The 26,329-nt window shown below is 42.3% G+C and carries 25 protein-coding genes; all 25 read right to left on the reverse strand.

Annotation, left to right across the window (positions count from 1 at the left end; all coding sequences use genetic code 11):
• Positions 1–22 precede the first annotated feature (22 nt).
• Complete coding sequence (gene hslU / locus A8F95_RS16315) at positions 23–1,432, reverse strand: ATP-dependent protease ATPase subunit HslU (protein ID WP_049661506.1); 1,410 nt, start codon at positions 1,430–1,432, stop codon at positions 23–25.
• A 17-nt stretch (positions 1,433–1,449) separates the two neighbouring features.
• Positions 1,450–1,992 carry an ATP-dependent protease subunit HslV gene (hslV, locus tag A8F95_RS16320; RefSeq protein ID WP_049661505.1) on the reverse strand — a complete coding sequence of 181 codons (543 nt, stop codon included), beginning with the start codon at positions 1,990–1,992 and terminating at the stop codon, positions 1,450–1,452.
• Positions 1,993–2,013: 21 nt separating this feature from the next.
• Positions 2,014–2,916, reverse strand: coding sequence for a tyrosine recombinase XerC (gene xerC / locus A8F95_RS16325; protein ID WP_065411487.1), 903 nt, complete (start codon positions 2,914–2,916; stop codon positions 2,014–2,016).
• A 60-nt stretch (positions 2,917–2,976) separates the two neighbouring features.
• Positions 2,977–4,281 carry an FADH(2)-oxidizing methylenetetrahydrofolate--tRNA-(uracil(54)-C(5))-methyltransferase TrmFO gene (gene trmFO, locus A8F95_RS16330; protein WP_065411488.1) on the reverse strand — a complete coding sequence of 435 codons (1,305 nt, stop codon included), beginning with the start codon at positions 4,279–4,281 and terminating at the stop codon, positions 2,977–2,979.
• Positions 4,282–4,405: 124 nt separating this feature from the next.
• Complete coding sequence (gene topA / locus A8F95_RS16335; protein WP_065411489.1) at positions 4,406–6,490, reverse strand: type I DNA topoisomerase; 2,085 nt, start codon at positions 6,488–6,490, stop codon at positions 4,406–4,408.
• Positions 6,491–6,740: 250 nt separating this feature from the next.
• On the reverse strand, positions 6,741–7,541 hold the full coding sequence (gene dprA / locus A8F95_RS16340) for a DNA-processing protein DprA (protein ID WP_245671397.1): 801 nt from the start codon (positions 7,539–7,541) through the stop codon (positions 6,741–6,743).
• Positions 7,542–7,788: 247 nt separating this feature from the next.
• Positions 7,789–8,691, reverse strand: a complete 903-nt coding sequence (sucD, locus tag A8F95_RS16345) for a succinate--CoA ligase subunit alpha (RefSeq protein WP_049661497.1) — start codon at positions 8,689–8,691, stop codon at positions 7,789–7,791.
• 34 nt (positions 8,692–8,725) lie between these two features.
• On the reverse strand, positions 8,726–9,889 hold the full coding sequence (gene sucC / locus A8F95_RS16350; protein WP_065411491.1) for an ADP-forming succinate--CoA ligase subunit beta: 1,164 nt from the start codon (positions 9,887–9,889) through the stop codon (positions 8,726–8,728).
• Between the two features lie 223 nt (positions 9,890–10,112).
• Entirely contained in the window at positions 10,113–10,385 is a 273-nt protein-coding gene (locus tag A8F95_RS16355; RefSeq protein WP_049661494.1) for an EscU/YscU/HrcU family type III secretion system export apparatus switch protein, read from the reverse strand.
• Positions 10,382–12,280, reverse strand: coding sequence for a hypothetical protein (locus A8F95_RS16360; protein ID WP_141676290.1), 1,899 nt, complete (start codon positions 12,278–12,280; stop codon positions 10,382–10,384). Before A8F95_RS16360 ends, A8F95_RS16355 begins: the two co-directional genes overlap by 4 nt.
• Positions 12,281–12,285: 5 nt before the next feature.
• Positions 12,286–13,065 (reverse strand): ribonuclease HII, encoded by a 780-nt coding sequence (locus tag A8F95_RS16365; protein WP_425415017.1) that lies wholly within the window; start codon positions 13,063–13,065, stop codon positions 12,286–12,288.
• A 230-nt stretch (positions 13,066–13,295) separates the two neighbouring features.
• Complete coding sequence (ylqF, locus tag A8F95_RS16370) at positions 13,296–14,153, reverse strand: ribosome biogenesis GTPase YlqF (protein WP_065411494.1); 858 nt, start codon at positions 14,151–14,153, stop codon at positions 13,296–13,298.
• A 33-nt stretch (positions 14,154–14,186) separates the two neighbouring features.
• Entirely contained in the window at positions 14,187–14,723 is a 537-nt protein-coding gene (lepB, locus tag A8F95_RS16375; protein WP_065411495.1) for a signal peptidase I, read from the reverse strand.
• A 124-nt stretch (positions 14,724–14,847) separates the two neighbouring features.
• Positions 14,848–15,192 carry a 50S ribosomal protein L19 gene (rplS, locus tag A8F95_RS16380; protein ID WP_049661486.1) on the reverse strand — a complete coding sequence of 115 codons (345 nt, stop codon included), beginning with the start codon at positions 15,190–15,192 and terminating at the stop codon, positions 14,848–14,850.
• A 126-nt stretch (positions 15,193–15,318) separates the two neighbouring features.
• Positions 15,319–16,062 carry a tRNA (guanosine(37)-N1)-methyltransferase TrmD gene (gene trmD / locus A8F95_RS16385; protein ID WP_141676292.1) on the reverse strand — a complete coding sequence of 248 codons (744 nt, stop codon included), beginning with the start codon at positions 16,060–16,062 and terminating at the stop codon, positions 15,319–15,321.
• On the reverse strand, positions 16,062–16,580 hold the full coding sequence (gene rimM / locus A8F95_RS16390; RefSeq protein WP_065411497.1) for a ribosome maturation factor RimM: 519 nt from the start codon (positions 16,578–16,580) through the stop codon (positions 16,062–16,064). The genes trmD and rimM overlap by 1 nt, the downstream gene beginning before the upstream one ends.
• A 13-nt stretch (positions 16,581–16,593) precedes the next feature.
• Positions 16,594–16,974 carry a YlqD family protein gene (locus tag A8F95_RS16395; RefSeq protein WP_049666312.1) on the reverse strand — a complete coding sequence of 127 codons (381 nt, stop codon included), beginning with the start codon at positions 16,972–16,974 and terminating at the stop codon, positions 16,594–16,596.
• A gap of 264 nt (positions 16,975–17,238) precedes the next feature.
• The gene (locus tag A8F95_RS16400) at positions 17,239–17,472 is read right to left on the reverse strand and encodes a KH domain-containing protein (protein WP_065411498.1); all 234 of its coding nucleotides are present in this window, start codon (positions 17,470–17,472) and stop codon (positions 17,239–17,241) included.
• 5 nt (positions 17,473–17,477) lie between these two features.
• Positions 17,478–17,750: a 30S ribosomal protein S16 gene (rpsP, locus tag A8F95_RS16405; protein WP_041099936.1), complete on the reverse strand. Its 273-nt coding sequence runs from the start codon at positions 17,748–17,750 to the stop codon at positions 17,478–17,480.
• 244 nt (positions 17,751–17,994) lie between these two features.
• Positions 17,995–19,344 carry a signal recognition particle protein gene (gene ffh, locus A8F95_RS16410; RefSeq protein WP_065411499.1) on the reverse strand — a complete coding sequence of 450 codons (1,350 nt, stop codon included), beginning with the start codon at positions 19,342–19,344 and terminating at the stop codon, positions 17,995–17,997.
• 11 nt (positions 19,345–19,355) lie between these two features.
• Positions 19,356–19,670 carry a putative DNA-binding protein gene (locus A8F95_RS16415; protein WP_065411500.1) on the reverse strand — a complete coding sequence of 105 codons (315 nt, stop codon included), beginning with the start codon at positions 19,668–19,670 and terminating at the stop codon, positions 19,356–19,358.
• 496 nt (positions 19,671–20,166) lie between these two features.
• Positions 20,167–21,177, reverse strand: a complete 1,011-nt coding sequence (ftsY, locus tag A8F95_RS16420) for a signal recognition particle-docking protein FtsY (protein WP_065411501.1) — start codon at positions 21,175–21,177, stop codon at positions 20,167–20,169.
• Positions 21,178–21,275: 98 nt separating this feature from the next.
• Complete coding sequence (gene smc, locus A8F95_RS16425) at positions 21,276–24,839, reverse strand: chromosome segregation protein SMC (protein WP_065411502.1); 3,564 nt, start codon at positions 24,837–24,839, stop codon at positions 21,276–21,278.
• Positions 24,840–24,857: 18 nt separating this feature from the next.
• Positions 24,858–25,598, reverse strand: coding sequence for a ribonuclease III (rnc, locus tag A8F95_RS16430; RefSeq protein ID WP_065411503.1), 741 nt, complete (start codon positions 25,596–25,598; stop codon positions 24,858–24,860).
• Positions 25,599–25,716: 118 nt separating this feature from the next.
• Positions 25,717–25,950, reverse strand: coding sequence for an acyl carrier protein (gene acpP / locus A8F95_RS16435; protein ID WP_049661467.1), 234 nt, complete (start codon positions 25,948–25,950; stop codon positions 25,717–25,719).
• Between the last annotated feature and the right edge of the window lie 379 nt (positions 25,951–26,329).

The raw sequence follows: 26,329 nt of genomic DNA on the forward strand, positions 1-26,329 counted from the left end.
TTCTATCCATCTGATTAAAACTTTATAAGATAAACTGGCTTACATCTTTATCACGTGAAATAGCTTCTAGCTTTTCATTCACGTATTGCGGGGTAATCGTTATTTTCTCCATTGTAATATCAGGCGCTTCGAATGATAGGTCCTCGAGCAGTTTTTCCATAATCGTATGGAGACGGCGCGCACCGATATTATCGGTGCTTTGATTCACTTCAAAGGCAATTTCTGCTATTCTTTTAATAGCATCGTCAGAAAATTCAATTTCTATACCTTCTGTTTCTAATAAAGCGATATATTGTTTAATTAACGCATTATCCGGCTCCACTAAAATACGAACAAAATCTTCTACCGACAGCTTTCCAAGTTCTACACGAATCGGAAAACGGCCTTGTAATTCCGGAATAAGATCAGATGGCTTTGACATATGAAAAGCCCCAGCTGCGATAAATAATACATGATCTGTTTTTAACGAACCATATTTGGTCACAACCGTTGAGCCCTCGACAATCGGTAGAATATCGCGCTGCACACCTTCTCTTGAAACACTAGCTGATGAGGAGGCGGCACCTTTAGCGGCTATTTTATCAATTTCATCAATGAAAATAATCCCCGTCTGCTCAGCGCGTCTAACAGCTTCTTGTGTCACGTCATCCATATCAATTAGCTTTTGAGCTTCTTCATTTGTCAACGCTTCTCGTGCTTCACGCACCGATAATTTTCTCTTTTTCTTCTTTTTCGGCAACAGTCCTCCAAGTGCATCCTGCATGCTCATGCCCATTTGCTCCATCCCTGATCCTTGGAACATGTCAAACATAGAAGGCGGCTGCTCCTCTACCTCAATCGTAACGACTTCTTCTTCCATATCGCCGCGCGCCAGCTTATCCGCTACAAGCTTTCTCTGTTCGCGAATAGAAGTTTCTTCATAAGAATCCTCTTGACTCGGTTGTTCCTGCCCGCCGCCGCCAAATAACATTTCAAATGGGTTCTTCATATTATTTGCTTTTTTTCTTGACGGAACGAGCAATTCAACGAGCCGCCGATTAGCCGCTTCTCTTGCCGGCTCTTGTACAGACTGTATTCTCTCTTCTTTCACAATTCTTACAGACGTTTCTGCTAAGTCACGAACCATTGATTCTACATCCCGGCCAACGTAACCGACTTCTGTGAATTTGGTTGCTTCTACTTTAATAAAGGGCGCGCCTGAAAGCTTCGCAACACGGCGGGCAATTTCTGTTTTCCCGACCCCTGTCGGTCCGATCATCAATATATTTTTCGGGATCACTTCATCTCGAATTTGATCACTTAACAAACTGCGTCGATAGCGATTACGCAAAGCAACCGCAACCGCTTTTTTAGCCTCTCTCTGACCAACAATATATTGGTCAAGTCGTTCTACAATTTGCCTTGGTGTCAATTGCAATGATTTATTCTCCAAGCTTCTTCACTCCTTTACTAAAGTTCTTCAACGATAATCTGATCATTTGTATAGACACATATTTCTCCGGCAATTTCTAGAGCAGCCTTGGCAATTTCCCGTGCAGACAAATGATCCCCTGAATAAGTTTTCAAAGCACGGCCTGCAGCGAGCGCAAAGTTTCCGCCGGAGCCGATCGCTAAAATGCCGTCATCCGGTTCAATAACTTCACCTGTTCCAGAGACGAGTAGAATATTGGATTGGTCCATAACGATCAGCATAGCTTCTAAACGGCGCAACACTTTGTCAGAACGCCATTCTTTCGCAAGCTCTACCGCTGCACGCTGCAGGTTGCCGTTGTATTCTTCAAGTCTCGTTTCAAACAGTTCAAACAGCGTGAAGGCATCAGCAACCGATCCTGCAAATCCTGCCAGTACCTTCCCATTAAATAGCTTGCGTACTTTTCTAGCTGTGTGTTTCATCACGACCGCATTTCCAAATGTCACTTGTCCATCTCCGGCCATCGCACACCCGCCTTTATGCTGCACAGCAAAAATGGTAGTAGCATGAAATTGATCCATAAATCTTGATTCCTCCTTTACTTACGCACGGGGATGATGAGTTAAATACGTCTTTCTTAAATGTTCCTTTGTGACATGAGTATACACTTGCGTAGAAGAAAGATGATCATGTCCAAGCAGTTCTTGCACTGTCCGTAAATCCGCTCCATTATTCAGCAAATGAGTGGCAAATGTATGCCGCAGCATATGAGGGTGGATTTTCCTTGTCAAAGAAGCTTTCTCAATCAACGTTGTTAAGATGTGCCGGATACCTCTCGAAGTCAGCGGTTTGCCACGATGATTAACGAATAAAAAAGAGTGATGGTCTGTCGGCTTCATTAAGAATTTTCTCGCAGTTGCTATGTATCGCTCGATTGCTTCAAGAGCAAAGCTTCCGAAAGGCACGTATCTCTCTTTATTCCCTTTTCCTTTAATAAGTAACACGGAAAAATCAAAATCAATATGTTTCATCTCAATTCCTGTGCATTCACTTACCCGAATGCCTGTTGCATAGAGCAGCTCAAGGATGGCTCTATTACGAATATCTAAAGGATCCTCTCCTTCACACACAGCAAAAAGCTCTTCCATCTCTTCTTCATAAAAAAAGGAGGGGAGCTTCTTTCCACCTTTTGCCTGCTGCACGAGCGCAAAGGGATTTTCCGTTATAACCTTTTCTCTAGATAAAAAGCGAAAAAAACTGCGCATGCTAGAAACCCGTCTAGCGATAGTAGCACGGGACAATTGTTGGTCATGCAATGTTGTTAAATACAACCGTGCATCTAAATATTCTATTTCTTTTAAGTCCTCAATGCTTTGCTCACTAGTGAACTTAAAGAATTCTTCAATATCGTATCGATAAAATTGTACCGTATAATCTGAATAGTGTTTTTCAACCCGCAGGAACTCAATGAAACGTTGTAAATACTTATTAAAAGGTTCAGACATTTACACACCCCCTTAGGGCTACTAAATCTTATCATAATCAAGCAGCCCTTGCAAGAAAGTTTACAAACTTTTCACAAAAGTTTGAATTGTTTCTAATGCCCGTTGAGCATGAGCTTCATATCTTTCTTTCTTATTTCTTATTTTAACCGGGAGATCAGGAAACAAACCAAAATTAGCATTCATTGGTTGAAAGTTCTTGGCGTTTGTTGTTGTAATGTAATGGGCCATGCTGCCAATGGCTGTTTCTGGCGGAACCACTACCGGATCTTTTCCTAATGCTAGGCGTGCAGCATTTATCCCCGCAATTAAACCGCTCGCTGCCGACTCCACATAACCTTCCACTCCTGTCATTTGACCGGCAAAAAATAAATGATTGCGTTCTTTAAACTGATAAGTCGGATTCAATACTTTTGGTGAATTAATAAAGGTATTGCGATGCATCACACCGTAACGAACAATTTCTGCTTGTTCAAGACCAGGAATTAACTGCAAGACCTCTTTTTGCGGACCCCATTTTAAATGTGTTTGAAAACCGACGATATTATAAAGCGTTCCTGCTGCATCGTCTTGTCGCAATTGTACAACCGCATAAGGTCTTTTGCCCGTTTTAGGATCTTCTAATCCTACAGGCTTCATTGGCCCAAATAGCAATGTCTTTTTCCCACGGCTTGCCAACACTTCTACTGGCATACAGCCTTCGAAAAAAATTTCTTTTTCGAATTCTTTGAGGGGAACAGTTTCTGCTGAAATAAGCGCTTCATAAAACTTATCAAATTCCTCTTCTGTCATCGGACAGTTTAAGTAAGCAGCTTCTCCCTTATCGTAACGGGATTTTAAATAGGCTTTATTCATATCTATGCTGTCTCTTTCAATAATAGGAGCCGCAGCGTCATAAAAATATAAATAATCCTCTCCCGTTAATTCTTTCAGCTTTTCAGATAACGCTGCGCTCGTCAGCGGACCTGTCGCAATTACGGTAATCCCTTCAGGAATCTCCGTTACTTCTTCATTAAATACCGTCACATTCGGATGATTTTTCACCCGTTCTGTTACTTGACCAGCAAACTCGTGGCGGTCAACAGCAAGAGCTCCTCCCGCTGGGACAGAACAATGATCAGCAGCAGAAATGATCACTGAATTCAATGTTCTCATTTCTTCTTTTAATACGCCGACAGCATTCGTAAGTGCATTCGCCCGTAATGAATTGCTGCAAACAAGCTCAGCAAATTTATCTGTATGATGAGCCGGTGTTTGTTTAACCGGACGCATTTCAAATAGACGTACCTTTATACCCCGTTCAGCAATTTGAAATGCTGCTTCACTTCCGGCTAGGCCTGCTCCGATCACATTAACGACTGGTTCCATTGTTTTCAACCTCCTCAAAAATAATGGTACGTACATCTATGTCCCTAAAGCATTGTACAACAGACGTTCGCATAAAAAAAGTATTATGTGCGAAAACAAGTAAAAAAGCGGGAATATCCCGCTTTTACACTTGTGTTTCTTCCTTATAATCGCATCCCGTGCATTGAATTTGCACGCCTTTTTTCAGTTTTTTCTCGACGAGCATCTGTTCACATTTTGGACATTTTCGTTCAATTGGTTTATCCCACGATAAAAAGTCACATTCTGGAAAACGATCACATCCATAAAAAATTCGCCGTTTCTTACTTTTTCTTTCTATTATATTTCCTTCATTACACTTTGGACATTTCACACCGATCTCTTTTACAATTGCCTTTGTATTTCGGCAATCAGGAAAATTACTGCAAGCCATAAACTTTCCGTAACGGCCCATTTTAAAGACCATTGGGCTGCCGCAGTTTTCGCAATCTTCTCCTGCCGGCTCGTCTTTAATTTCTACCTTTTCCATTTCTTCTTCCGCTTTGACTAAGTGCTTCTCAAACCCTTGGTAAAACTCATCGATGACTTCTACCCATTCAACTTGCCCATCCTCTACATTGTCTAAGTCTTTTTCCATTTTTGCCGTGAACTCCACGTCAATAATATCTGAAAAGAACTCCACCATTAGCTCATGGACAATCTCACCTAGTTCTGTTGGGATAAATCTCTTATTATCAAGAGCTACATAACCGCGTTTTTGAATCGTATCGAGCGTAGGAGCGAAGGTAGACGGACGGCCAATACCAAGCTCCTCAAGTGTTTTGACGAGTCGTGCTTCTGTGTAGCGGGGTGGCGGCTGGGTAAAGTGCTGCTTTGGATCAATTGTTTCTGTTTGAACGTTGTCACCTTTCTCTAGGCTAGGCAGCTGCTTTTCTTTCTCTTCCTGGCCGTCATCCGATCCTTCTATATATACTTTCATAAACCCTTGGAATTTCACTTTCGAACCGGTAGCTCGAAACGTAATCTCACCGTTTACAAGATCTGCACTAACCGTATCTATAATGGCTGCTGACATTTGGCTAGCAAGGAAGCGTTCCCATATGAGCTTATAGAGTCTGAGCTGGTCCCGTGACAAAAATTCTTTTAACATACTAGGTTCTTTTAACACACTGGTCGGTCGAATGGCTTCATGTGCATCCTGGGCATTGGCTGCTTTTTTCTCTTTTTTCGCTTTTGCCTCTATCTCTTTCGTATATTCTTTCCCATGGACAGATTCGATAAATTCACGAGCCTCTTTTTGGGCAATCTCTGAAACCCTTGTAGAGTCTGTTCTCATATACGTAATCAATCCGACTGTTCCTTCTTTGCCAAGGTCAATTCCCTCGTATAATTGCTGGGCGAGCATCATCGTTTTCTTTGCCCGGAAGTTTAGCTTACGAGCTGCTTCCTGTTGAAGCGAAGAAGTCGTAAATGGCAATGCAGGATTTCTTCTTCTCTCTTTCTTTGTGACACTCGCAATTTCAAAACGATTTCCCTTAATAGCGGACAGAATCTCTTTTACTTCTTCTTCTGATTTTAAGGCTGTTTTCTTTCCGTTTTTTCCATAAAATGATGCTGAGAAGGACTCTGTTCCCTTTAAAAATTGTGCTTCAATCGTCCAGTATTCTTCTGGCGTAAATTGATTAATCTCTTTCTCACGGTCAATAATAAGCCGCAAAGCAACTGACTGCACACGTCCCGCACTTAGTCCTTTCTTTACTTTCTTCCAAAGAAGCGGACTGATGTTGTAACCGACTAGCCGGTCTAAAATACGGCGTGCTTGCTGAGCGTCGACAAGATCCATATTAATTGGGCGTGGATGCTTGAAGGATTCCTTAATCGCATCTTTCGTAATTTCATTAAAGACGACACGGCAATCGGATGACGTATCTAGATCTAAACTATGAGCCAAATGCCAGGCGATCGCTTCCCCTTCTCTATCGGGGTCAGCTGCCAGGTAGATTTTTTTGGCCTTTTTAGCAGCTGTCTTTAATTCCTTCAATACTGGCCCTTTTCCGCGAATGGTAATATATTTCGGTTCATAGTTATTTTCTATATCAACACCCATTTGGCTTTTAGGCAAGTCGCGTACATGCCCCATGGATGCTTTTACTTTATATTTTTTCCCCAAATAACGTTCGATTGTTTTCGCTTTTGCAGGGGACTCGACTATTACTAAGTATTCTGACATGCATAAACCTCCCCCTAGAGGTGAAAATAAATAGATGTAACACACATTATTAGCCGGTTTGATGACAATTGTCAATCAATTGGTGTTTTAATTATGTTTTTCTATTTGTTTTTCTCTATTCACTAAAAGTATTTTTTATCCTTTTATTTCATTGATTCTTTTGCAAAATTTAATACAGTTTGCGAATAAAAGCAACCTTTTTTTATAAAAGAAGAAAAATCAATTGACTTTTCTATAACATTTTCCTTCATTATTGCATGATTTCCGATAAAATATCTTCGCTCGTCTGCACTAACTTTGCTCCCTCACTGATTAATTCATTTGTTCCTTGAGACAACGGATCGTCGATTCTTCCCGGCACACAAAAAACTTCCCTCCCCTGCTCTAAAGCACAGTAAGCAGTAATTAACGAGCCGCTTTTCTTTCCTGCTTGTACTATAACAGAACCAACTGATAACCCGCTAATAATTCGGTTTCTAGCCGGAAAGTGCCATCTTTCCGGCTTTGTATTCGGTGGATATTCTGATAAAAGCAGGCCCGATTTGATAATTTTTTGTGCTAAAGGAATGTTCTCTCTAGGATACAAGTGTTGAAAGCCTCCTGCTATGACAGCGATTGTTTCTCCTTTGTTAGCCAACGCTTCCTCGTGGGCAAAAGTATCTATTCCTTTGGCAAGCCCACTGACGACGACGCAGTCATTCTGAATAAGGTTTGGCACTAATAATCGCACGGACTTATGTCCATACTCATTTGCTTTTCGTGCCCCTACGATGGCCACCTTTCGTTCTCGAGTAAGCAAAGCCGGGTTCCCCGCCGCATAAAGAATCCAAGGAGGCTGCGGCAATGTTTTTAAGAGGGCGGGATAAAAAGGGCTATAAATAGGGATAGCCATGATCCCCTGGCTTTCATATTTACTAATCAATGGCTGGATTGGCTGTTCTTTTAACTGTTCTATAACAGTAATAGCTTGTGAAGAAGAAAGGGCAAGTGTGTTGGAGAGATACGTAGAGGAATATTGATAAAGGTTTTTAAGATCACTCTCTTGTTTCAAAAGCAGATAAATTGCTTTCCAACCAATACCGCGGCAGTGTTGCAAATGAATAATTTTCTTTGTTAATAGATCCAGCTTAAGTTCCCCCTTTTCATAAAAAGCGCTATTAATAATGAATGTTCCTCGGCCCTTCTATCAACCATAAAAAGTCTGCATTGACCTTTAACAGAGCCTATAAAAAAAGACTGTCCCGAATGCCTTTTTCGCTGCTTTCGGGACAGTCTCTTCGTTGTATATTCAGGCAAAATTAATGAGTTTTACACTCGTCATAAATGCCTTTTTCTTTGATGACTTCGATCAATGTTTCGCCCATAACAGATGGAGTTTCAGCTACTTTAATGCCGCATTCGTTCATGACACGGATTTTTTCGTCAGCTGTTCCTTTTCCGCCAGAAATAATCGCACCAGCATGGCCCATGCGTTTTCCTGGAGGTGCTGTACGGCCGCCAATAAAGCCAACAACAGGTTTTGTCATATTTGCTTTTACCCATTGTGCTGCTTCTTCTTCAGCTGTTCCGCCGATTTCACCGATCATAATAACCGCTTTTGTTTCTGGATCTTCGTTGAATGCTTTTAATACATCAATGAAATCCGTACCGTTTACTGGGTCTCCACCAATACCAACAGCTGTTGACTGGCCAATTCCAGCTTGTGACAATTGATGTACTGCTTCATAAGTCAATGTACCGGAACGGGACACAACGCCCACGTGTCCTTTTGTGTGAATGTAACCAGGCATGATACCAATTTTACACTCACCAGGTGTAATGACTCCTGGGCAGTTTGGTCCAACTAAACGAGTTTTCTTGCCTTGCATGTAACGCTTTACTTTTACCATATCTAATACTGGAATGTGTTCAGTAATACAGATAACAAGTTCAAGTTCTGCATCTACTGCTTCTACAATTGCATCTGCAGCGAATGGAGCAGGAACATAAATTACAGAAGCGTTCGCACCTGTAGCTTTTACTGCATCACTCACAGTATTAAACACTGGTACACCTTCTACTTCTGTTCCACCTTTACCAGGTGATGTACCACCAACGATTTTTGTACCGTATTCTAGCATTTGTTTTGTATGGAAAAGAGCTGTTTTACCAGTAATACCTTGAACGATTACTTTTGTGTCTTTATTAACAAATACACTCATGCCTATACCTGCCTTTCTCTGGTCAACTCCGGGATTATTTGCTTACAAGCTCAACGATTTTTTGTGCGCCGTCAGCCATAGACTCAGCTGCAACAATGTCGATATCAGATTCACTTAAGATTTTCTTACCTAAATCAACGTTTGTTCCTTCTAAGCGAACAACAAGTGGTACAGATAAGCCAACTTGCTTCGCTGCTTCTACTACACCAGTAGCAATAATGTCACACTTCATGATTCCACCGAAAATGTTAACGAAGATTCCTTTGACGTTTTCATCGGAAAGAATAATTTTAAATGCTTCTGTTACTTTTTCAGCTGTCGCGCCGCCGCCAACATCAAGGAAGTTAGCCGGATCGCCGCCGTAATGCTTAATAATATCCATTGTTGCCATAGCAAGGCCTGCCCCATTAACCATACAGCCAATGTTGCCATCAAGAGAGATATAGCTTAAGTCATATTTAGAAGCTTCGATCTCTTTTGGATCTTCTTCTTCTAGATCGCGGTATTCCATAATGTCTTTATGGCGATACAATGCGTTAGAATCAAAGTTGATTTTCGCATCAAGAGCCATAACATTGCCATCACCTGTTACAACAAGCGGGTTAATTTCAGCGATAGAAGCATCTTTCTCAATAAATGCTGTGTAAAGCCCCATCATGAATTTAACTGCTTTGTTTACAAGCTCTGCTGGAATGTTAATGTTGAAAGCAATACGACGAGCTTGGTAAGGCATTAAGCCAGTTACTGGATCGATATACTCTTTGAAAATTTTCTCTGGAGTCGCTTCAGCTACTTCTTCAATTTCTGTTCCGCCTTCTTCTGAAGCCATTAATACGACTTGAGATGTAGCACGGTCTAGAACAAGACCTACATAATATTCTTTTTGAATATCGCAGCCTTCTTCGATCAATAAACGCTTGACTTCTTTACCTTCTGGACCAGTTTGATGAGTGACAAGCGTTTTACCTAAAATTTCTTCAGCATATGTACGCACTTCATCAATATTTTTTGCAACTTTAACTCCGCCCGCTTTTCCGCGGCCGCCTGCATGAATTTGCGCTTTTACGACACAAACCTCCGTGCCAAGTTGTTTTGCTGCTTCAACTGCTTCTTCTACGGAAAAAGCAACTTTACCGTTTGGAACGGCTACCCCGTAACTTCTGAGGATTTCTTTACCTTGATACTCATGGATATTCATACTCCATCCTCCTATCAATCTCAAAAAAGTAGACTGCGTTTCCATTGTATATAAGATCGGAATTTCTGTCTAGATGTTGAACTTAATTTTGTTATTGTTCGGCTTTTTTATAGAATTTTGCAATTATTTAAGCGTTCGTAAGCGCTTTTTATGGAAAAAATGGTTGTTCTTTCGCAGTCCCTTCTATACAATACCCTGCCCTCATATGATAAACCTCATTCACTTATTTTTTCGATTGGTCCAATCTATAAATGAAGGCAAATACTTCCGCTACTACCTGATATAGCTCTTCTGGAATCGATTCATTAATTTCCAGCTTTCCTAACAGTTCGACAAGACTCGGGTCCTCTTGGATAGGAATATTATGTTCTTTAGCCTTTTCAAGAATGTTATCGGCTACTTTTCCTTTCCCTTTGGCAATTAATACCGGTGATTGGTTCTTTTCCGGGCGGTAAGAGAGCGCTGCCGCCTGTTTTCTCTTCGCCTCTTTATTCATATGCGGATATCCACTCCCTCATAAGACGGCGCTTCCATTGCTCTTACAAGTGCAGGCTGCTTGTTTTTTTGCGACTGCTTAAATTGAACACTGGATAGTTGGTACCCCTTTTCTTCTATGCCTGTTTTTAAAGCAGGTATCAGGGCAGCAGCAGCCGCTTTTAATCCCGGTGTCCCATTAAATACTTGTAATTGAATGACTCGGTTTTGCACCTGCATATCAATAACCGTTTCTTTTATATGCTCGAGCTCTAAATAAAATAGCACTCGGCAAAAGTTGGAATCAAGTTTGCCGTCCTCTGTTTTTTTTCCTGACCATTGTAGGGTCATCTCCGTATGAAATCCGAATAAATTCATTGGCACCTGCATGATCAGCTGCTGCAGAGGACCATTTTCTGTAGACAACAGAGGCTGGACATTCATTCGTCCTAGCAATTGTTCAGCAGGCTCTCTCACGTGAACAGGTATATTCTCGCTAAGAAGACGGAGAAGCTGCGGCTTTATCATTTTCTCTAATTCAGCTTCCACAGACTTATTGGACCCGAGTTTTCCTTCTAAATCTACTCCTAATAATTGAAAGGTATCTTTGATGATAGAATGAGCTTCTTTAGCTGTTAGAGGAAACGGCCGATCATTTTCCAAAGCGAGAACGATTTGTTGAAAAAGGATCTCCTTTTTCGAAAGCGACGCTAATGGCGAAGCGTGAAGAATGGCTGTTTCATTTTTAACGACACGGATCAATTCCTCTGCTTCTTTGTTAAAGAGGGCAGCTAATTGACGAAGCGCTTCCTTCGGCTGACCGTGTTGAACGCTCACTTTAGCTGCGGTTTTGAAAATGGCAGCTAACTGTTCATTGTTAAAGTCCTTGCCCTTGAGGCCGTCCACTAACGTCTTAATTTCAGCAAGCAAAGGCTCAATAGCCGTTTTTCCCGCTGCTCTCGCATGAGTAGACAGTGCCTGTTCTAATTTCTGCAAAGCCTCTTTGCTCATTGGCTGCTGGATCAATGGGCTGAGCGCCTCTTTTAAAGGCACCTCTTTAGGACTGGAAGGCAGCTGATTTGCCGCTTCCGCCTGGACCCCTTCTCTTCCTTTCCATTGACGCATGATTTGAACAAGAGCATCCTCTATGGTTTCTGCGGTCTCCGGTATGATTCCCCACGATTTAACTAAGTCCAAAGCTGCTTCCTTAGAAGCCGACACTTTTTCCGGCAAAAATAGCCTCTCCATCACTTTAGCCATGATTTTCTGAGTCGTATGTTTTTCCAGCGGCGTCTGCCATTCTTGCAATAACTTTGTTAAGGCAGCGGCCGAGGCTGGAGGCCGTTCCATTTGCTGAAGCTTTGCAGCCAGCTCCTCCGTCAATTGGCTGAGCGGAGCTGGAGAATGAGCTGTCATCAGAGGCTGAAACACATCTTTAGTCATTGGCAAAGACAGCTTGGCCATCATTTTGATGACTTGTAATCCTTCGGTTAGTGGTGCCTTTGCCAGCCACTCTCCTGCTTTAATGATCAATTCCTTCGTTAAAGGAATTTTTGCTTTCATCATCATTTCCACAAACGATTTATTCTCTTTTGTTAGCGGCAAGGATAACTGCAGTAACAAGTCCTTAGCCATTCTTGCTATACTTTCGGATGCCGCCGTTGGGGAGGTAATTACCTGCAGTTGTACCCCTTCATTCGTTGATGTGACCCGAAACCAATATCGTTCCCCTGATTGAAGGGGGACTTCCAGTTTGGCAACCATTGTCGTCGTCCCAGTTGAAAGTTCAGCCATCCCATTCGGCAGCATTTTGACAACTTTAGCAGGAAATATTTCTCCTTCTCGAAATTGTGCTGTTTTCTCTTTGCCAATCAGACCTTGTGCTAATGCTGCTTGCTGAATAATCACGTTATTCACCTCCGTTACTTTTTCTGTTGCTGTTCCATTTCTTTGATCGGAGAAAAACTTTTTCGGTGAATCTCACACGGGCCGCTCACATTCAGTCCCTCCAAATGTTCTGCTGTACCGTATCCCATGTTTTTTTCAAAAGCATAGTGCGGATAACGCTGAGCATACTCCGTCATTAACCGGTCCCTCGTTACCTTTGCGACAATAGAGGCTGCTGCGATAGATACACTTTTGGCATCCCCCTTAATAATAGACGTCTGCGGGATTGGTGCAGGCAGCCTCATCGCATCAATCAGTAAGTGTTCCGGTGTTTGTGAAAGACCCGCGATAGCAGCTTGCATGGCTTTTTTTGTCGCCTCATAAATATTGATTTCATCTATTTCTGAAGCAGTAATGATTCCAATACCTACGTCTGCTTTTTCCATTATTTCGCTATAAAAATATTCTCTTTTCGTCTTGCTGAGCTTTTTTGAATCATTAAGGCCTAACAATTCGAGATCTTTTGGCAGTACAACCGCTGCTGCTACAACCGGTCCCGCGAGCGGTCCTCTCCCTACTTCATCGATTCCCGCTATGTAATGTATCCCTTGCTTCATAAGCTTCCACTCTTCTTCGAGCATTTGTTCATAGTGTAATTGCTCTTGCTTTCGCTTGTTCTGCAGACGGTACCATTGGGAAATAGCCTGCTGAACTCCTTTCCGGGGATCTTTCAGCCATTCTTGAAACTGCGGATGATCTTCTGTATTAATTTTTTTTAACTCATTTTTAATAGCACTTACTGAATCGGACATGATGAACTCCTTTTATTCACTTAATTGGCTAACTATTTAATATACCATTTGAATTTTGCATATATTGTTTCTGTATAAAAAATTACACTTCCTCATTTTCAAAAGCCAATGGTATGAACTAACTCCTCAGCTCTCTAATTCTCTATTGAACTAATTAGACAATCTTCGCTTTTCTTCTTATATCGGCCTTTTTCAAATAAAATAAAGACCCTAGAATAGGGCCTTCATCGCTGTTAATTAGTTTGTTCATCCGGAAAGTCAAATGTTAGCTTTCCAAGTTTTTCTCCCCGGACATCGCGGATAATAACATCCGTTGTTTTATCATAGTCAATTTCACCACGTCCAGCATAGCAGCCACGCAGTTTGCCGATGGCATTAAAAAGATCGATGACGTCCTCTGGGATCTCACTAAGATCGTACCGTTCTTGTAGACGATCCGGATAGCGAGTTTCTAAAAAACGAAGGGCAAAAACAGCTACATCTTGTAAATTAAGGATAGTATCCTTAATAGCTCCTGTTAAAGCAAGCTTATAACCTGTTTCCTCGTCTTCGAATTTCGGCCAGAGAATACCGGGTGTATCAAGAAGCTCCATCTCTTTTCCTGCTTTAATCCACTGCTGAGCTTTTGTTACGCCAGGCATGTTGCCCGTTTTGGCGATATTTTTTTTAGCCAATCGATTGATTAGCGTAGATTTGCCTACGTTTGGGATTCCGACGATCATAGCCCGAATAGCCCTTGGCTTTATGCCTCTTGATTTCATGCGGTCAAATTTTTCTTTTAAAATTTCCTTCGCTGCTTTGTGAATAGCTGCAAGACCACTGCCGGCATGGGAATTAATGGCTAAAGCCGGAATACCTTCTTTTTTAAAATACGCCAGCCAACGGTTTGTGACCGCTGGATCTGCCATATCGGCTTTATTTAAAAGGACAAGCCTAGGCTTTTGTTGAATGATTTCATCAATCATCGGGTTTCGAGAAGAAATCGGCAGGCGAGCATCAACTAATTCAAAAATGATGTCTACTAGCTTTAGTTTTTCCGTTACTTCCCTTCTTGCCTTAGCCATATGGCCGGGAAACCATTGAATTGTCACAGCTTCCACCTCCGTTCTATCCTAGATACACTTTTAATCCACTAATCGTATTTTATTTAACGGCCAGAAGACAACACTCGTATCGCCTACTACCTCGTCAATCTTGATGGTTCCAATATGGCGGCTGTCTTTGCTGTACAGGCGATTATCTCCGAGCACAAAGATCTCTCCTTTAGGCACCGTTTCCTCTCCTGTAATATCCTGTAAGGTAAAGTCAGGCGTAAGCGGTCCCGGTTCTTGCTCTTTATATTCATCTAAATAAGGCTCTTTATAATATTTCCCGTTAATATATAGTTTATCATCTTTATACTCCACCTTATCACCTGGAAGACCAATCACACGCTTTATGTAATCTTTATGTTCAGGGGCATGAAATACAACGATATCAAAACGTTCAGGTTCTCCTAATTTATTGACAATCATCCAGTCCCCGTCATTTAAGGTTGGCATCATTGACTCTCCATCGACAACGATGGGTGCAATAATAAAGTATCGAATGATTGCTGCCAGCCCGATGGCTATCAAAAAAGCTTTTGTCCACTCCCAAAATTCATTTTTTTCCTTTGCCAAATTCGTCACCACCTAATTTAGTATGTCACTATCATATCATTTTGGGCATCATTGAGAAAAGCAAGGAACTCTTTCATTTGAAAAAGGAGCTTGTCTCCAAGCTCCTCTCACAACATAACTATTATTAACGAATTTCTTTAATACGAGCTGCTTTACCGCGAAGGTTACGCAAGTAGTACAATTTAGCACGACGAACTTTACCGCGGCGAGTTACTTCGATCTTTTCGATCTTCGGTGTGTGAAGCGGGAAAGTACGTTCAACGCCTACGCCGTAAGAGATTTTGCGAACTGTAAATGTTTCGCTTACTCCACCGCCGCGACGCTTAATGACAACCCCTTCAAATACCTGGATACGCTCACGTGTACCCTCAACAACTTTTACGTGTACGCGTACTGTGTCTCCAGGACGGAAAGCTGGAAGATCTGTGCGAAGTTGTTCCTTAGTAAGTTCTTGAATCAATTTGTGCATATTATTCCTCTCCTTCTAACCGATGCTCAATACAACTTTTTATGAAGTCGCAGCGGAACACCGTTGTAATGGGCTTGGACCTTGTCACAAACCACTAAAAAATTTTATCACATTTAAAACAACAAATCAAGAATCTCTTTCTTTTTCCCACTCTGTTAACCATTTTTTCTGCTGATTTGATAAAGGATAATCCTCTAGCAAATCCGGGCGTCGTTCCCACGTCCGGCGTAAGGACTCTTGCTCTCTCCACTCCTCGATTAATCGATGGTTTCCAGAAAGCAGAACTTCCGGCACTTTCAAACCGCGAAATTCAGCCGGCCTCGTATAATGTGGATGCTCCAGCAGCCCTGATGAAAAGGAGTCAAGTACAGGAGACTCCTCGTTGCCTAATACGTCGGGCAAGAGACGGACGACACTGTCTGTAATGACCATGGCGGCTAGTTCACCACCTGTTAAAACAAAATCGCCAATGGAAATTTCGTCTGTGACGAGCTGCTCGCGGATCCGCTCATCATATCCTTCATAATGACCACAAATAAAAATAAGGTGCTGCTCTGCTGCTAGTTCCTCCGCCTTCTTTTGCGAATAGCGTTCTCCCTGCGGACACATTAAAATAACACGTGGAGCGGGAGAAGGGGAGGATGCCTTTGCCTGTTCTATCGCGTCGAATACAGGCTGCGGTTTTAGTACCATTCCTGCCCCGCCCCCATATGGATAGTCATCAACCGTCTTATGCTTCCCCTCCGCATACTCCCGAAAATTGACCACATTGTATTCCACTTTTCCTTTTTCAGCTGCTTTTTTCAATATGGAAGAGTGAAGAACACCTTCAAACATCTCAGGAAAAAGAGAAAGAATATCAATCTTCATCATGATAATAATCCTTCCATTGGTTCAATAAAGATGAGTTTCTCTTTGACATCTACTTTCTTTACAATCTGTTCGATGTACGGGATATAATAGTCCTTTCCATTCTTCCCTTTAACGACCCAGACATCATTGGCCCCTGGCGTCAGAATTTCAGTTACTTTTCCGATTTCTTCTTCCTCTATTGTTTTGACTACACAACCAATGATTTCATGAAAGTAATATTCGCCTTCATTCAGTTCTCCAAGCTGTGACTCTTTTATTTTAAGCAATCCGCCCTTAAATGGCTCAACCCTATTTAAACCGTCAAACCCTTCAAAGGTAAGTAAATCAAATGTCTTGTGCTTACGGTGGGATGCTACAATAAGTGGCTTGCCTTCCATTTCGCCAGGCATAAACAAGTACAGTGTATTGCCTACTGTGTATCGTTCATCAGGAAAGTCTGTTCGCGAAATCACTCTCACTTCACCGCGGATTCCATGTGTGTTAACAATTTTTCCTACGTTAAACCATTTTTCCATTCTTGATTCACCTCTAACGAATCTCCACAACAATGCCATCTTTGATGACGATTGTTTTTTCTGTTTCTTCCCAGCGGTCACCGATGCTTACATCGATCAGCGCTTGTACTTCTTTTTCTTTTAACTCACTGCCAAGAGGAAGAATATCTAATTGGCTTTGTTGAAATTCCAAGTTCTCCATCTTTTGCCGCCGCTGCTCCATCTCTTTTTGAAAAAAGCTGGCTTTCTCCTGATGGCTGCTTTTTTGCTGTCTTTCTGTTTTTTTCAATTCAAAGCGCAATTGCTCATATTCTTTTTCAAGCTGGCTTTTTTTATCCTGATAAGATGAAAGCAACGATTGTTTCAGTGTCTCTGTTAATACTTGTTTCACGACTACTGTCTGCAAAATCTGCATGCCTTCGCCTTCCTTTCTATGCCAGATGCTTCCCCTTCGACACACACGACGTGCTAGTGAGGGCGCTGCGACACGATGTCGCGCCTTTAGCCTTCATTTCTCTTTATCTAGCTGCAGCGGCCAGCCCGTACGGTGGTTTCGGTCTCTCTGTCCGAGTCTGAGGAACGACTCCTTGTCGAGCCCTCCAACCTCCTATCGGGCTAATCGGGCCGCTTCCGCTTTTCTTGCTAAAAATTTATATGAAAAAAGGGAGGTTATCCCTCCCTATTCGGCTATTTCTACATACACTTTTTTCTGATGGGCGGCGTTGGCCGCCGCTGTTATAATAGTTCGAGCGGCCTTAGCAATCCGGCCATGCTTCCCGATGACTTTTCCAATGTCTTCCGAATGAAGAGATAGACGATACACAATCTTGCTTTCTTCCGCTTTCTCCTCAACGGCGACTTGTTCAGGGTAGTCGACAAGTGGTTTAACAATTGCTAAGATTAACTGTTCCATTTCTCTTATTTGCTAACTTTAGCGTTGTGGAATTTTTCCATAATGCCTTGTTTAGAGAAAAGGTTGCGCACTGTGTCAGAAGGTTTTGCACCGTTTTGAAGCCATTTTAATGCTAGCTCTTCATCGATTTTCACTTCTGCTGGTTGAGAAATTGGATTGTATGTTCCAACTGTTTCGATTTGACGTCCATCACGTGGAGAACGAGAATCTGCTACTACAATACGATAGAATGGAGCTCTTTTAGAACCCATGCGTTTTAAACGAATTTTTACTGCCATTTTTAAAGCACCTCCGAATAGTTTTACACAAGATAGAATAATAACAAATAATTAGGTTGTTTGTAAAGGTTTTTTTCTTTACATTTTATTTTGTTGCGATGAAAGAGCGGAATTTGCTTTTCTTTGTCCAGCTGTAGGCGCTAGCACGTACGCTGATTTCGCCCTCTCTGTCGAAGTCTGAAAAGCGGCTTCTCGTCGAGAGCTCCAATCCGCTATCGTGCTGAACAAGCGCCTTCCGCTTTTCTTACATAAATGGGAATTTGAACGGCATTCCTTTTTTCTTGCCTTTTTGCTGCATGCCGGACATTTGCTTCATCATCTTCTTCATTTCTTCAAATTGCTTTAAAAGACGGTTCACTTCTTGGATGGACGTTCCGCTTCCCCTAGCAATCCGTTTTTTACGACCGGAACTAATAATTTCCGGATGTTGTTTTTCCTCGCTTGTCATCGATTGAATAATCGCTTCAATATGAGAAATTTGCTTTTCATCCACTTGGACATTACTTAAACCTTTAATTTTATTAGCCCCGGGAAGCATTTTAATAATTTCATCTAATGGTCCCATGGAGCGAACTTGACCAAGCTGTTCAAGGAAATCATCAAATGTGAAGGACATCGTCCGCATTTTTTGCTCTAACTCTTTTGCCTTTTCTTCGTCGACGTTTGTTTGTGCCTTTTCAATGAGCGTCAGCACGTCACCCATGCCCAGGATCCGAGAAGCCATTCTCTCCGGATGGAAAGGCTCAAGAGCGTCTAACTTTTCGCCCATCCCAGCAAACTTAATGGGCTTTTCAGTTACCGCACGAATAGATAAAGCAGCTCCTCCACGCGTATCACCATCAAGCTTCGTTAAAATAACACCCGTTACTCCAAGCTGTTCATTAAAGCTTTGAGCAACATTGACAGCATCCTGACCCGTCATAGCATCCACCACGAGGAAGATTTCATCTGGATTGGTCAATTCCTTGATATCTTTTAACTCACCCATTAAGTTTTCATCTACATGAAGACGACCAGCTGTATCAATTAGCACGTAATCGTGATGATCCTCTTTTGCTTTTTCAATCGCTTGTTTAGCAATCTCTACTGGACTCACTTGGTCTCCTAAAGAAAAAACAGGCATATTTAGTTGCTTGCCGAGCGTTTCCAACTGCTTAATAGCTGCCGGACGGTAAATATCCGCCGCTACGAGCAGCGGCTTGCGATTATATCGCTTCCGCAGCAAATTAGCCAGCTTGCCGGTAGTCGTTGTCTTACCAGCCCCCTGCAAACCGACCATCATAATCACTGTTGGCGGGCGCTTTGCTACGGCGATTTGGCTCTGCTCACCGCCCATCAAATCTGTTAATTCTTCTTTCACGACTTTGATAACCTGCTGGCCAGGTGTTAAGCTTTTCATCACTTCCTGACCGACAGAGCGCTCGCTGACTTTTTTAACGAAGCTTTTAACGACCTTGAAGTTAACATCGGCTTCAAGAAGTGCAAGACGCACTTCTCTCATCATGTCTTTAACGTCCGCCTCTGTGACTTTTCCTTTGCCGCGGATCTTTTGCATCGTATTCTGCAGTCGGTCGGCTAATCCTTCAAATGCCATTGTGCCGCCTCCTAATCTAATTTCTCAAGCGATTCAATAATGGACAGACCCTCATCCGAAACAAATGACTTTAACTGCTTCAGCAAGCGGCTGCTCTCTTGAAATTTTTTGAATAGCAATAACTTGCTTTCATACTCTTCAAGCATTGCTTCTGTGCGTTTAATATTATCGTAAACCGCCTGACGGCTTACTTCATACTCCTCCGCGATTTCACCAAGAGAGAAATCATCCAGGTAATAAAGGGACATATAACTGCGCTGCTTATCTGTTAACAAAGAATGATAAAAATCATACAAAAAATTCATTCTTGTTGTTTTCTCAAGCATAGACAGCCCCCCTTGTTAAGTTAAAAACCTTTACATAAAAACAGTCTACTCATTTTAAACAACAATGTCAAGAAAATATCTTTACGGTCCAGAAAAGTGAAAGGCGCTTGCTCAGCACGATAGCGGATTGGAGCTCTCGACGAGAAGTCGCTTTTCAGACTTCGACAGAGAGGGCGAAATCAGCGTACGTGCTAGCGCCTGTAGCTGGACAATAAGAAAAGCGGAAGCGGCCTGATCAGCCCGATAGGAGTTTGGAGGACTCGACAAGGAGTCGCTCTTTGACTCCGACAGAGAGACCGAAACCGCCGTACGCACTAGCGCCTGCAGCTGGACAACAAGAAAAGAAAAAGACGCTTGCTCACTAGTTCCACATCTGGCCAGTAAATCTGCTTTTTAGGTCGGTAGACCCAATTAACTGGTCAGTAAAATGACAAGTTTGGCGAGTAAGAAAAGCGAGCAGCATTTACTGACATTCAGGCAAGCCCATTCTTCCTAATTATTCCTCGTCTTCTTCTCCATCTTCCTCTTTTTCTTCAAAGGCTGATGAAAATAAGCCATATACATATTTCTCAGCATCAAAGTGTTGGAGATCATCCATCTTCTCACCTAAACCAACGAATTTCACCGGAATTTCAAGCTCTTTACGAATTGCGAGGACGATTCCTCCTTTGGCTGTTCCGTCAAGCTTTGTTAACACAATTCCACTTACATCTGTTGCTTCTTTAAACGTTTTTGCTTGCACCATGGCATTTTGCCCAGTCGTCGCATCGAGAACGATCAATACTTCATGTGGTGCCCCTGGAACTTCCCGTTCAATGACTCGTTTTACTTTTTCTAGTTCCTTCATTAAATTTACTTTGTTTTGAAGCCGTCCAGCTGTGTCACATAGTAAGATATCTGCATTCCGTGATTTAGCCGCCCGAACAGCATCGTACATAACAGCCGCCGGGTCCGATCCTTCTCCTTGCTTAATAACCTCGACGCCTGTCCGTTCTCCCCAAACCTCAAGCTGCTCAATCGCCCCGGCACGGAATGTATCTCCGGCAGCCAACAAGACATTCTTGCCTTCTGACTTAAACTTATGAGCCAGCTTACCGATTGTTGTTGTTTTCCCTACACCATTGACGCCCACAAAGAGAATGACTGTCAGGCCGTCTTCCTGTATATTTAATTCATTTGGCGTTTCTTCGCCATTTTGGTAAATCTCAACTAGCTTTTCAGTAATTATATCACGCACTTCTGCTGGATCTTTCGTATTACGCCGTTTCACTTCATATTTCAACTGATCAATCAATTCCATGACGGTATCGAAGCCAACGTCAGCTCCGATAAGAATTTCTTCTAACTCCTCAAAGAAGTCTTCATCAATTTTACGGTAACGCGCTACGAGGTCATTCACCTTATTAGAAAAATTGTCACGTGTTTTTGTCAGGCCTGTTTTAAACTTCTCTGTCGCCTGATCTGTCGAAGTCGTTAATTTTTCTTTTAATTTTTTAAAAAAGCTCATCTGTTCTCCTCCTATACTGATTATAGTTAAGCAAATAGATAATAAGCCAAATAGTGTAAAAGCTCGCCTATTCGTTATTTAGCTTACAAATGCCGCGATTAAACAGGAGTTTCCTCTTTTTTGTCCATTGTAACGGAGACCAGCCTTGATACTCCTGATTCTTGCATTGTAATTCCATAAAGAGCATCTGCTTCTTCCATTGTGCCTTTTCGATGCGTGATGACAATAAATTGAGTATCTTGACTAAATTGTTTTAAATAGCGGCTGAACCTAAAGACATTCGCCTCATCTAAGGCCGCTTCCACTTCATCAAGTACACAGAAAGGAACAGGGCGTACTTTCAGAATGGCAAATAAGAGGGATATAGCCGTCAATGCGCGCTCCCCGCCCGACAACAAACTGAGGCTTTGCAGTTTTTTCCCAGGCGGCTGTGCTACGATTTCTACTCCAGTGTTCAGTAGATTGTCAGGATCGGTCAATCGCAATTCAGCCTTACCGCCCCCAAATAATGATTGAAAAACAGGAAGAAAATGCGTGCTGACGGATTGGAAGGTTTCCTTGAATCTCTTCGTCATTTCTTCATCCATTTCCTCTATTACCTGCGATAGCGTATCTTTCGCTTCTTGCAGGTCGGCCCGCTGCTCTTCAAGAAAGGTATAACGTTCAGACACGCGATCATATTCTTCAATCGCGCCAAGGTTAACGTTGCCTAGTTCTTTAATTGACAGCTTAATTAAATGAAGCTTTTTACGTACCTCTTCAATCGGGAACGGCAATGGATACTTTTCTTTTGCAGCTTCATACGTCATCGCATACTCTTTACTTAACTGGCCTAAGCGGTTGTCAAGCTCTACATCTAGGCGGTTGATTTTTACCTCTTCGTCTTGGACGGCTTCACTCATGGCTTTATGAAGTCTTCTCGCTTCTTTAAGCTCTTTCTCTTCATTTTCTAGCTGGCCCAGCTTATCCATCCGTTCATTTCTGCGCATCGTAATCAGCTTTGTAATTTCTTCTTTATCCTGCCGCTTTTTCCGTGCTGCCTCATCAAGCTCTTCTTCCCCTTGTCCGCTTTCTGACATTTCTGTTTGCAGCCATTTTAAATCTTCACTCCACTGCTTATATTTTTGCTCAGAGACCGTAAGCTCAGCAACGACTTGTTCAAGACGCTCTGTTCTTGAGGCCAGCTGTTCATTTTTCACTGCCAGTTTAGAACTCAACTCACTTATAGATTGCACAATAGTTTCTTTCAAGGTGCTTTCATGTGTCTTTTGCTCTGTTAATTTCTTAATCTTAACATCCAGCGTTTCAATTTCTTTCTGACTGGCAGCTAATTGATTTTCAGCCTTTTCTAAAAGTTGTGTCAGCCTCTGACTCTCCGCTTCGAATTCTTGTTTCTCCGCATCATAAATAGATAGACGGCTGTTAATCGTTTGATAAGCAAATTGCCATTCAAGCTGTTCATTCTTCCGTTCCTGCTCTTTTTCTCTGATCGATTCTGTTTCATTTCTCATCTGCTTAAGAAGGACTTCTTTAGAGAGAATATCTTCTTTTAATTTTTTTACTTCACGTTCGGCCGCTGCTGTTTTGGATTCCATAGAAGAGAACTTCGCTTTTAATGTTTCAAGCTCATTTTTGCGGCTGATTAATGAATTCCCTTGTTGCTTTAAAGCGCCCCCCGTCATCGAACCGCCTGGATTCACAATATCGCCGTCAAGCGTGACGATACGATAACGATAGTTCATAAGTTTAGCCAGTTCATTGGCCCCTTCCAGGTGAGCCGCGATGACGGTGTGACCAAGCAGACTGGTCACCGCTGGACGGTATTGATCCGGAAAGCGAATAAGATCGGCCGCTACGCCGATGAAGCGATCATCATTTTCAAGCTGTGTGAAAAGGGAAGCCGGAAATGTTTTTTCTTTTATAGAAGTTAACGGCAGGAATGTTGCCCGTCCAAATCGATGCTTTTTTAAGTAGCCAATCGCTTCTCGGGCTGCCCGTTCATCAGTCGTAATAATATGCTGCATACTGCTTCCAAGTGCTATTTCAATAGCCGTCTCATATTCTTTCGGCACATCGATGATTTCGGCGATGGCCCCTTCAATTCCCGAGAGGTGTCGGTCTCGCGCCTTCAATATTTCCTTAACCCCCTGGAAAAATCCTGAATAATCTTCTTCCAAGGATTCCAGCATATCTTTGCGAGATTTAGCTTCTTGAAGAATTTGATAAGCTCGATAAAGGTTAGATTCTTGCTTTTCATACTTCGCCTTCATCGTTTCGAGCAGACGCTGTTCCTCGTGTAAAGCATCCAAATGAGCTGCTATACGCTCCTGCTCCGAAACTAACGCTTCTTCTATCGCTGATTTCTTCGCTGCTATTTCTTCTCTTTCAGCAAGATATCTTTTATTTTCGGCATCCAGCCGCTCTTTTCTCCGCACTAATTGCTCTAACTGCTGCTTTACGTGCTGCCGTTCATTTTTGGCTGAAGCTTGTGCATTTAAGTTTTCAATGTACTCTGATTTTAAGGACTCGATTTCCTCTTCCAGATTTTGCGAGAGCTGTTTCTTTTCCTCCTGTTTTTCCGACAGCTGTTGTTTTAATTCAGCCGCTTCCTTCTTGTCTGCTTCGGACATTTTCTTTAATTCCTCTGCCTGTTTGGTAAGCTGCTTAATTTTCTCTTTTACTTCTGCCAAGTTGTCCGCAAGCTGTCCTTCATTTTGGATGGCATTCTTTCTCCGTTCCTGCAGCACTTGCTTGCGGCCTTCAAGCTTTTCTAATTCTTCACTGGCCGCTAACAGCACAGCCTGTAAATCGTTAACAGACTCATCAAGAGCCGTAATTTGCGCTCGCAGCTCTTCTGCTTTCGCTTCTCTCTTTTGCAGATTTGAAAAAAGAGCGGATTCCTCTTTCATATGTTCTGTATGACTTGACTTTAACGTTTCCCACTGGGCATGCAGTTCATCAATTTCATACACAATCGCTGCGATATCATAGCCTGTCATTTCTTCTTTCTTATCCAGATAATCTCTTGCGATAGAAGCCTGGATACGTAAAGGTTCGATTTGGCCTTCTAGTTCGTGAAGGATATCCTGGACGCGCAAGAGATTTTCTTGGGTTTCATCTAATTTCTTTTCTGCTTTCTTTTTTCGAGTTTTATATTTTAATACGCCGGCTGCCTCTTCAAAGATCGCTCGACGCTCTTCTGGTTTACTATTTAATATTTCTTCTACTTTCCCTTGTCCAATAATGGAAAAGGCTTCTTTACCGAGACCCGAGTCCATAAACAAATCAACAATGTCTTTTAAACGGCAGGCTCTTTTGTTAATAAAATACTCACTGTCCCCTGACCGGTAGACCCTTCTCGTTACGTTGACTTCATTATATTCAATCGGAAGCGTTTGTGCTTCATTGTTTAATGTTAGCGTGACTTCAGCAAAATTAAGCGGCTTACGGCTGTCGCTGCCAGCAAAAATAACATCTTCCATCTTGCCGCCACGCAAGCTCTTAGCTGACTGCTCCCCAAGCACCCAGCGTATCCCGTCAGTAATGTTACTCTTACCTGAACCATTTGGTCCGACTACAGCGGTTACCCCATCGACAAATTCAATAGAAACGCGCTCAGCAAATGATTTAAAGCCGGCGATTTCCAATTTCTTCAGGAACATGTTTCTTTCCCCTGCCTTCTACTCTGTCTGTTGTTTCAAAGCTGTCAACGCCATTTGAGCGGCTAATTGCTCGGCTTCTTTTTTCGATTTTCCTTGTCCACTTCCAAGTACTTCGCCATTTAATGAAACTTGCGAGACAAACTCTTTGCTATGGGCCGGACCCTTTTCTTGCAAAATTTTATATTCAATCAAGCCTTTTGTCTCTCGCTGTACAAGTTCTTGCAGCTGGCTCTTGTAATCCATCATATGAGAAAAAGCACCGGAATCAATTCTTGGAAAAACCATTTTTTCGAGAAAAGGGAGAACGGCATCCATTCCTTGATCTAAAAACAAAGCACCCATAAATGCTTCAAACACATCTGCCAGGAGAGCAGGTCTCATGCGTCCTCCGGTCATTTCTTCTCCTTTTCCAAGAAGAACGTATTTCCCAAAATTCAACTCATTCGCAAACGTAACGAGCGATGGTTCACAAACAACGGCAGCTCGTAGTTTCGTTAAGTCTCCTTCTGACATTAGTGGGTATTTTTTGAATAAGTAGTGGGAAACGGTCAATTCAAGGACGGCGTCCCCTAAAAATTCAAGTCGTTCGTTATCTTCATATGGTTTTTTCCGATGCTCATTCACATAGGATGAATGAGTAAAAGCATGTTTTAATAAATTCTCATCATGAAAATGAATTCCCAAGTTTTCCTGTAACTGCTGAAATTGCTGCTCTCTTTTCGTTAAAGGCCTTTTAGAGTCTCTATGTGGTTTCTTCATTGGATTTCCTCCGGTAATTAAACTAATTTACATCCACCCACAGTGTAGTCGAAATTGAAAAAAATCGCAAAAGAATACAAGCTCCGTTTCAAGAACGGAGCTTGTATTCTTCGAACGATTAATTTTTGCTGTTTATGTAATTCACAGCGTCGCCCACTGTTGCAATTTTTTCTGCATCATCGTCAGAGATTTCCATGTCGAACTCATCTTCTAATTCCATTACTAGTTCAACTACGTCTAAAGAATCTGCTCCAAGGTCTTCCTTGAAAGAAGCTTCAAGATTTACTTGGGATTCTTCTACTCCAAGACGATCTACGATAATTTTCGTTACACGCTCTAATACATCTGCCACACTCATTCACCTCCCCTCAAGTCATTATAGACGATTTTCGGTAAAGATAAAATAAATTTTCTATTCTGTAAAAATAAGAGTGTAGATGGTGCCTTCTAGCTCCTCCTGTGATACGCCAACATCGAATCGCTTGCGCTGATTTCGCTCTCTATAAGGTTTAAAAAAGCAACTCTTCGTCAAGAACTTCAATCCGCTCTCGTGCAGAACGAGCTCCTTCCGCTTCGACGCACACGATGTGCTAGTGAGGGCGTTGCGACACGATGTCGCGCCTTTAGCCGTCGTTCCTTTTTTGTCCAGCTGCGCCTCCTTGCCCCTCGAGGTCGTAAGCCGATCTGGCTGTGTGGCTGAAGAGCGCCACTTCGCCATTTCGTCTTATGCT

It is taken from the genome of Pseudobacillus wudalianchiensis, from assembly GCF_001685015.1.
Taxonomy (GTDB): Bacteria; Bacillota; Bacilli; order Bacillales; family Domibacillaceae; genus Pseudobacillus; species Pseudobacillus wudalianchiensis.

What these genes read in the sequence shown, in the direction of transcription:
- rpsP (WP_041099936.1), bottom strand. Translation starts at nt 17,750, where the DNA reads ATGGCAGTAAAAATTCGTTTAAAACGCATGGGTTCTAAAAGAGCTCCA.
- trmFO (WP_065411488.1), bottom strand. Translation starts at nt 4,281, where the DNA reads ATGGAACCAGTCGTTAATGTGATCGGAGCAGGCCTAGCCGGAAGTGAA.
- rimM (WP_065411497.1), bottom strand. Translation starts at nt 16,580, where the DNA reads ATGGAAAAATGGTTTAACGTAGGAAAAATTGTTAACACACATGGAATC.
- A8F95_RS16415 (WP_065411500.1), bottom strand. Translation starts at nt 19,670, where the DNA reads ATGCTTGAGAAAACAACAAGAATGAATTTTTTGTATGATTTTTATCAT.
- rnc (WP_065411503.1), bottom strand. Translation starts at nt 25,598, where the DNA reads ATGAAGAAACCACATAGAGACTCTAAAAGGCCTTTAACGAAAAGAGAG.
- ffh (WP_065411499.1), bottom strand. Translation starts at nt 19,344, where the DNA reads ATGGCATTTGAAGGATTAGCCGACCGACTGCAGAATACGATGCAAAAG.
- A8F95_RS16395 (WP_049666312.1), bottom strand. Translation starts at nt 16,974, where the DNA reads ATGCAGATTTTGCAGACAGTAGTCGTGAAACAAGTATTAACAGAGACA.
- sucD (WP_049661497.1), bottom strand. Translation starts at nt 8,691, where the DNA reads ATGAGTGTATTTGTTAATAAAGACACAAAAGTAATCGTTCAAGGTATT.
- A8F95_RS16400 (WP_065411498.1), bottom strand. Translation starts at nt 17,472, where the DNA reads ATGGAACAGTTAATCTTAGCAATTGTTAAACCACTTGTCGACTACCCT.
- rplS (WP_049661486.1), bottom strand. Translation starts at nt 15,192, where the DNA reads ATGCACAAATTGATTCAAGAACTTACTAAGGAACAACTTCGCACAGAT.
- smc (WP_065411502.1), bottom strand. Translation starts at nt 24,839, where the DNA reads ATGTTCCTGAAGAAATTGGAAATCGCCGGCTTTAAATCATTTGCTGAG.
- topA (WP_065411489.1), bottom strand. Translation starts at nt 6,490, where the DNA reads ATGTCAGAATACTTAGTAATAGTCGAGTCCCCTGCAAAAGCGAAAACA.
- sucC (WP_065411491.1), bottom strand. Translation starts at nt 9,889, where the DNA reads ATGAATATCCATGAGTATCAAGGTAAAGAAATCCTCAGAAGTTACGGG.
- ftsY (WP_065411501.1), bottom strand. Translation starts at nt 21,177, where the DNA reads ATGAGCTTTTTTAAAAAATTAAAAGAAAAATTAACGACTTCGACAGAT.
- trmD (WP_141676292.1), bottom strand. Translation starts at nt 16,062, where the DNA reads ATGAAGATTGATATTCTTTCTCTTTTTCCTGAGATGTTTGAAGGTGTT.
- hslV (WP_049661505.1), bottom strand. Translation starts at nt 1,992, where the DNA reads ATGGATCAATTTCATGCTACTACCATTTTTGCTGTGCAGCATAAAGGC.
- xerC (WP_065411487.1), bottom strand. Translation starts at nt 2,916, where the DNA reads ATGTCTGAACCTTTTAATAAGTATTTACAACGTTTCATTGAGTTCCTG.
- A8F95_RS16355 (WP_049661494.1), bottom strand. Translation starts at nt 10,385, where the DNA reads ATGAATAAAGAGGCGAAGAGAAAACAGGCGGCAGCGCTCTCTTACCGC.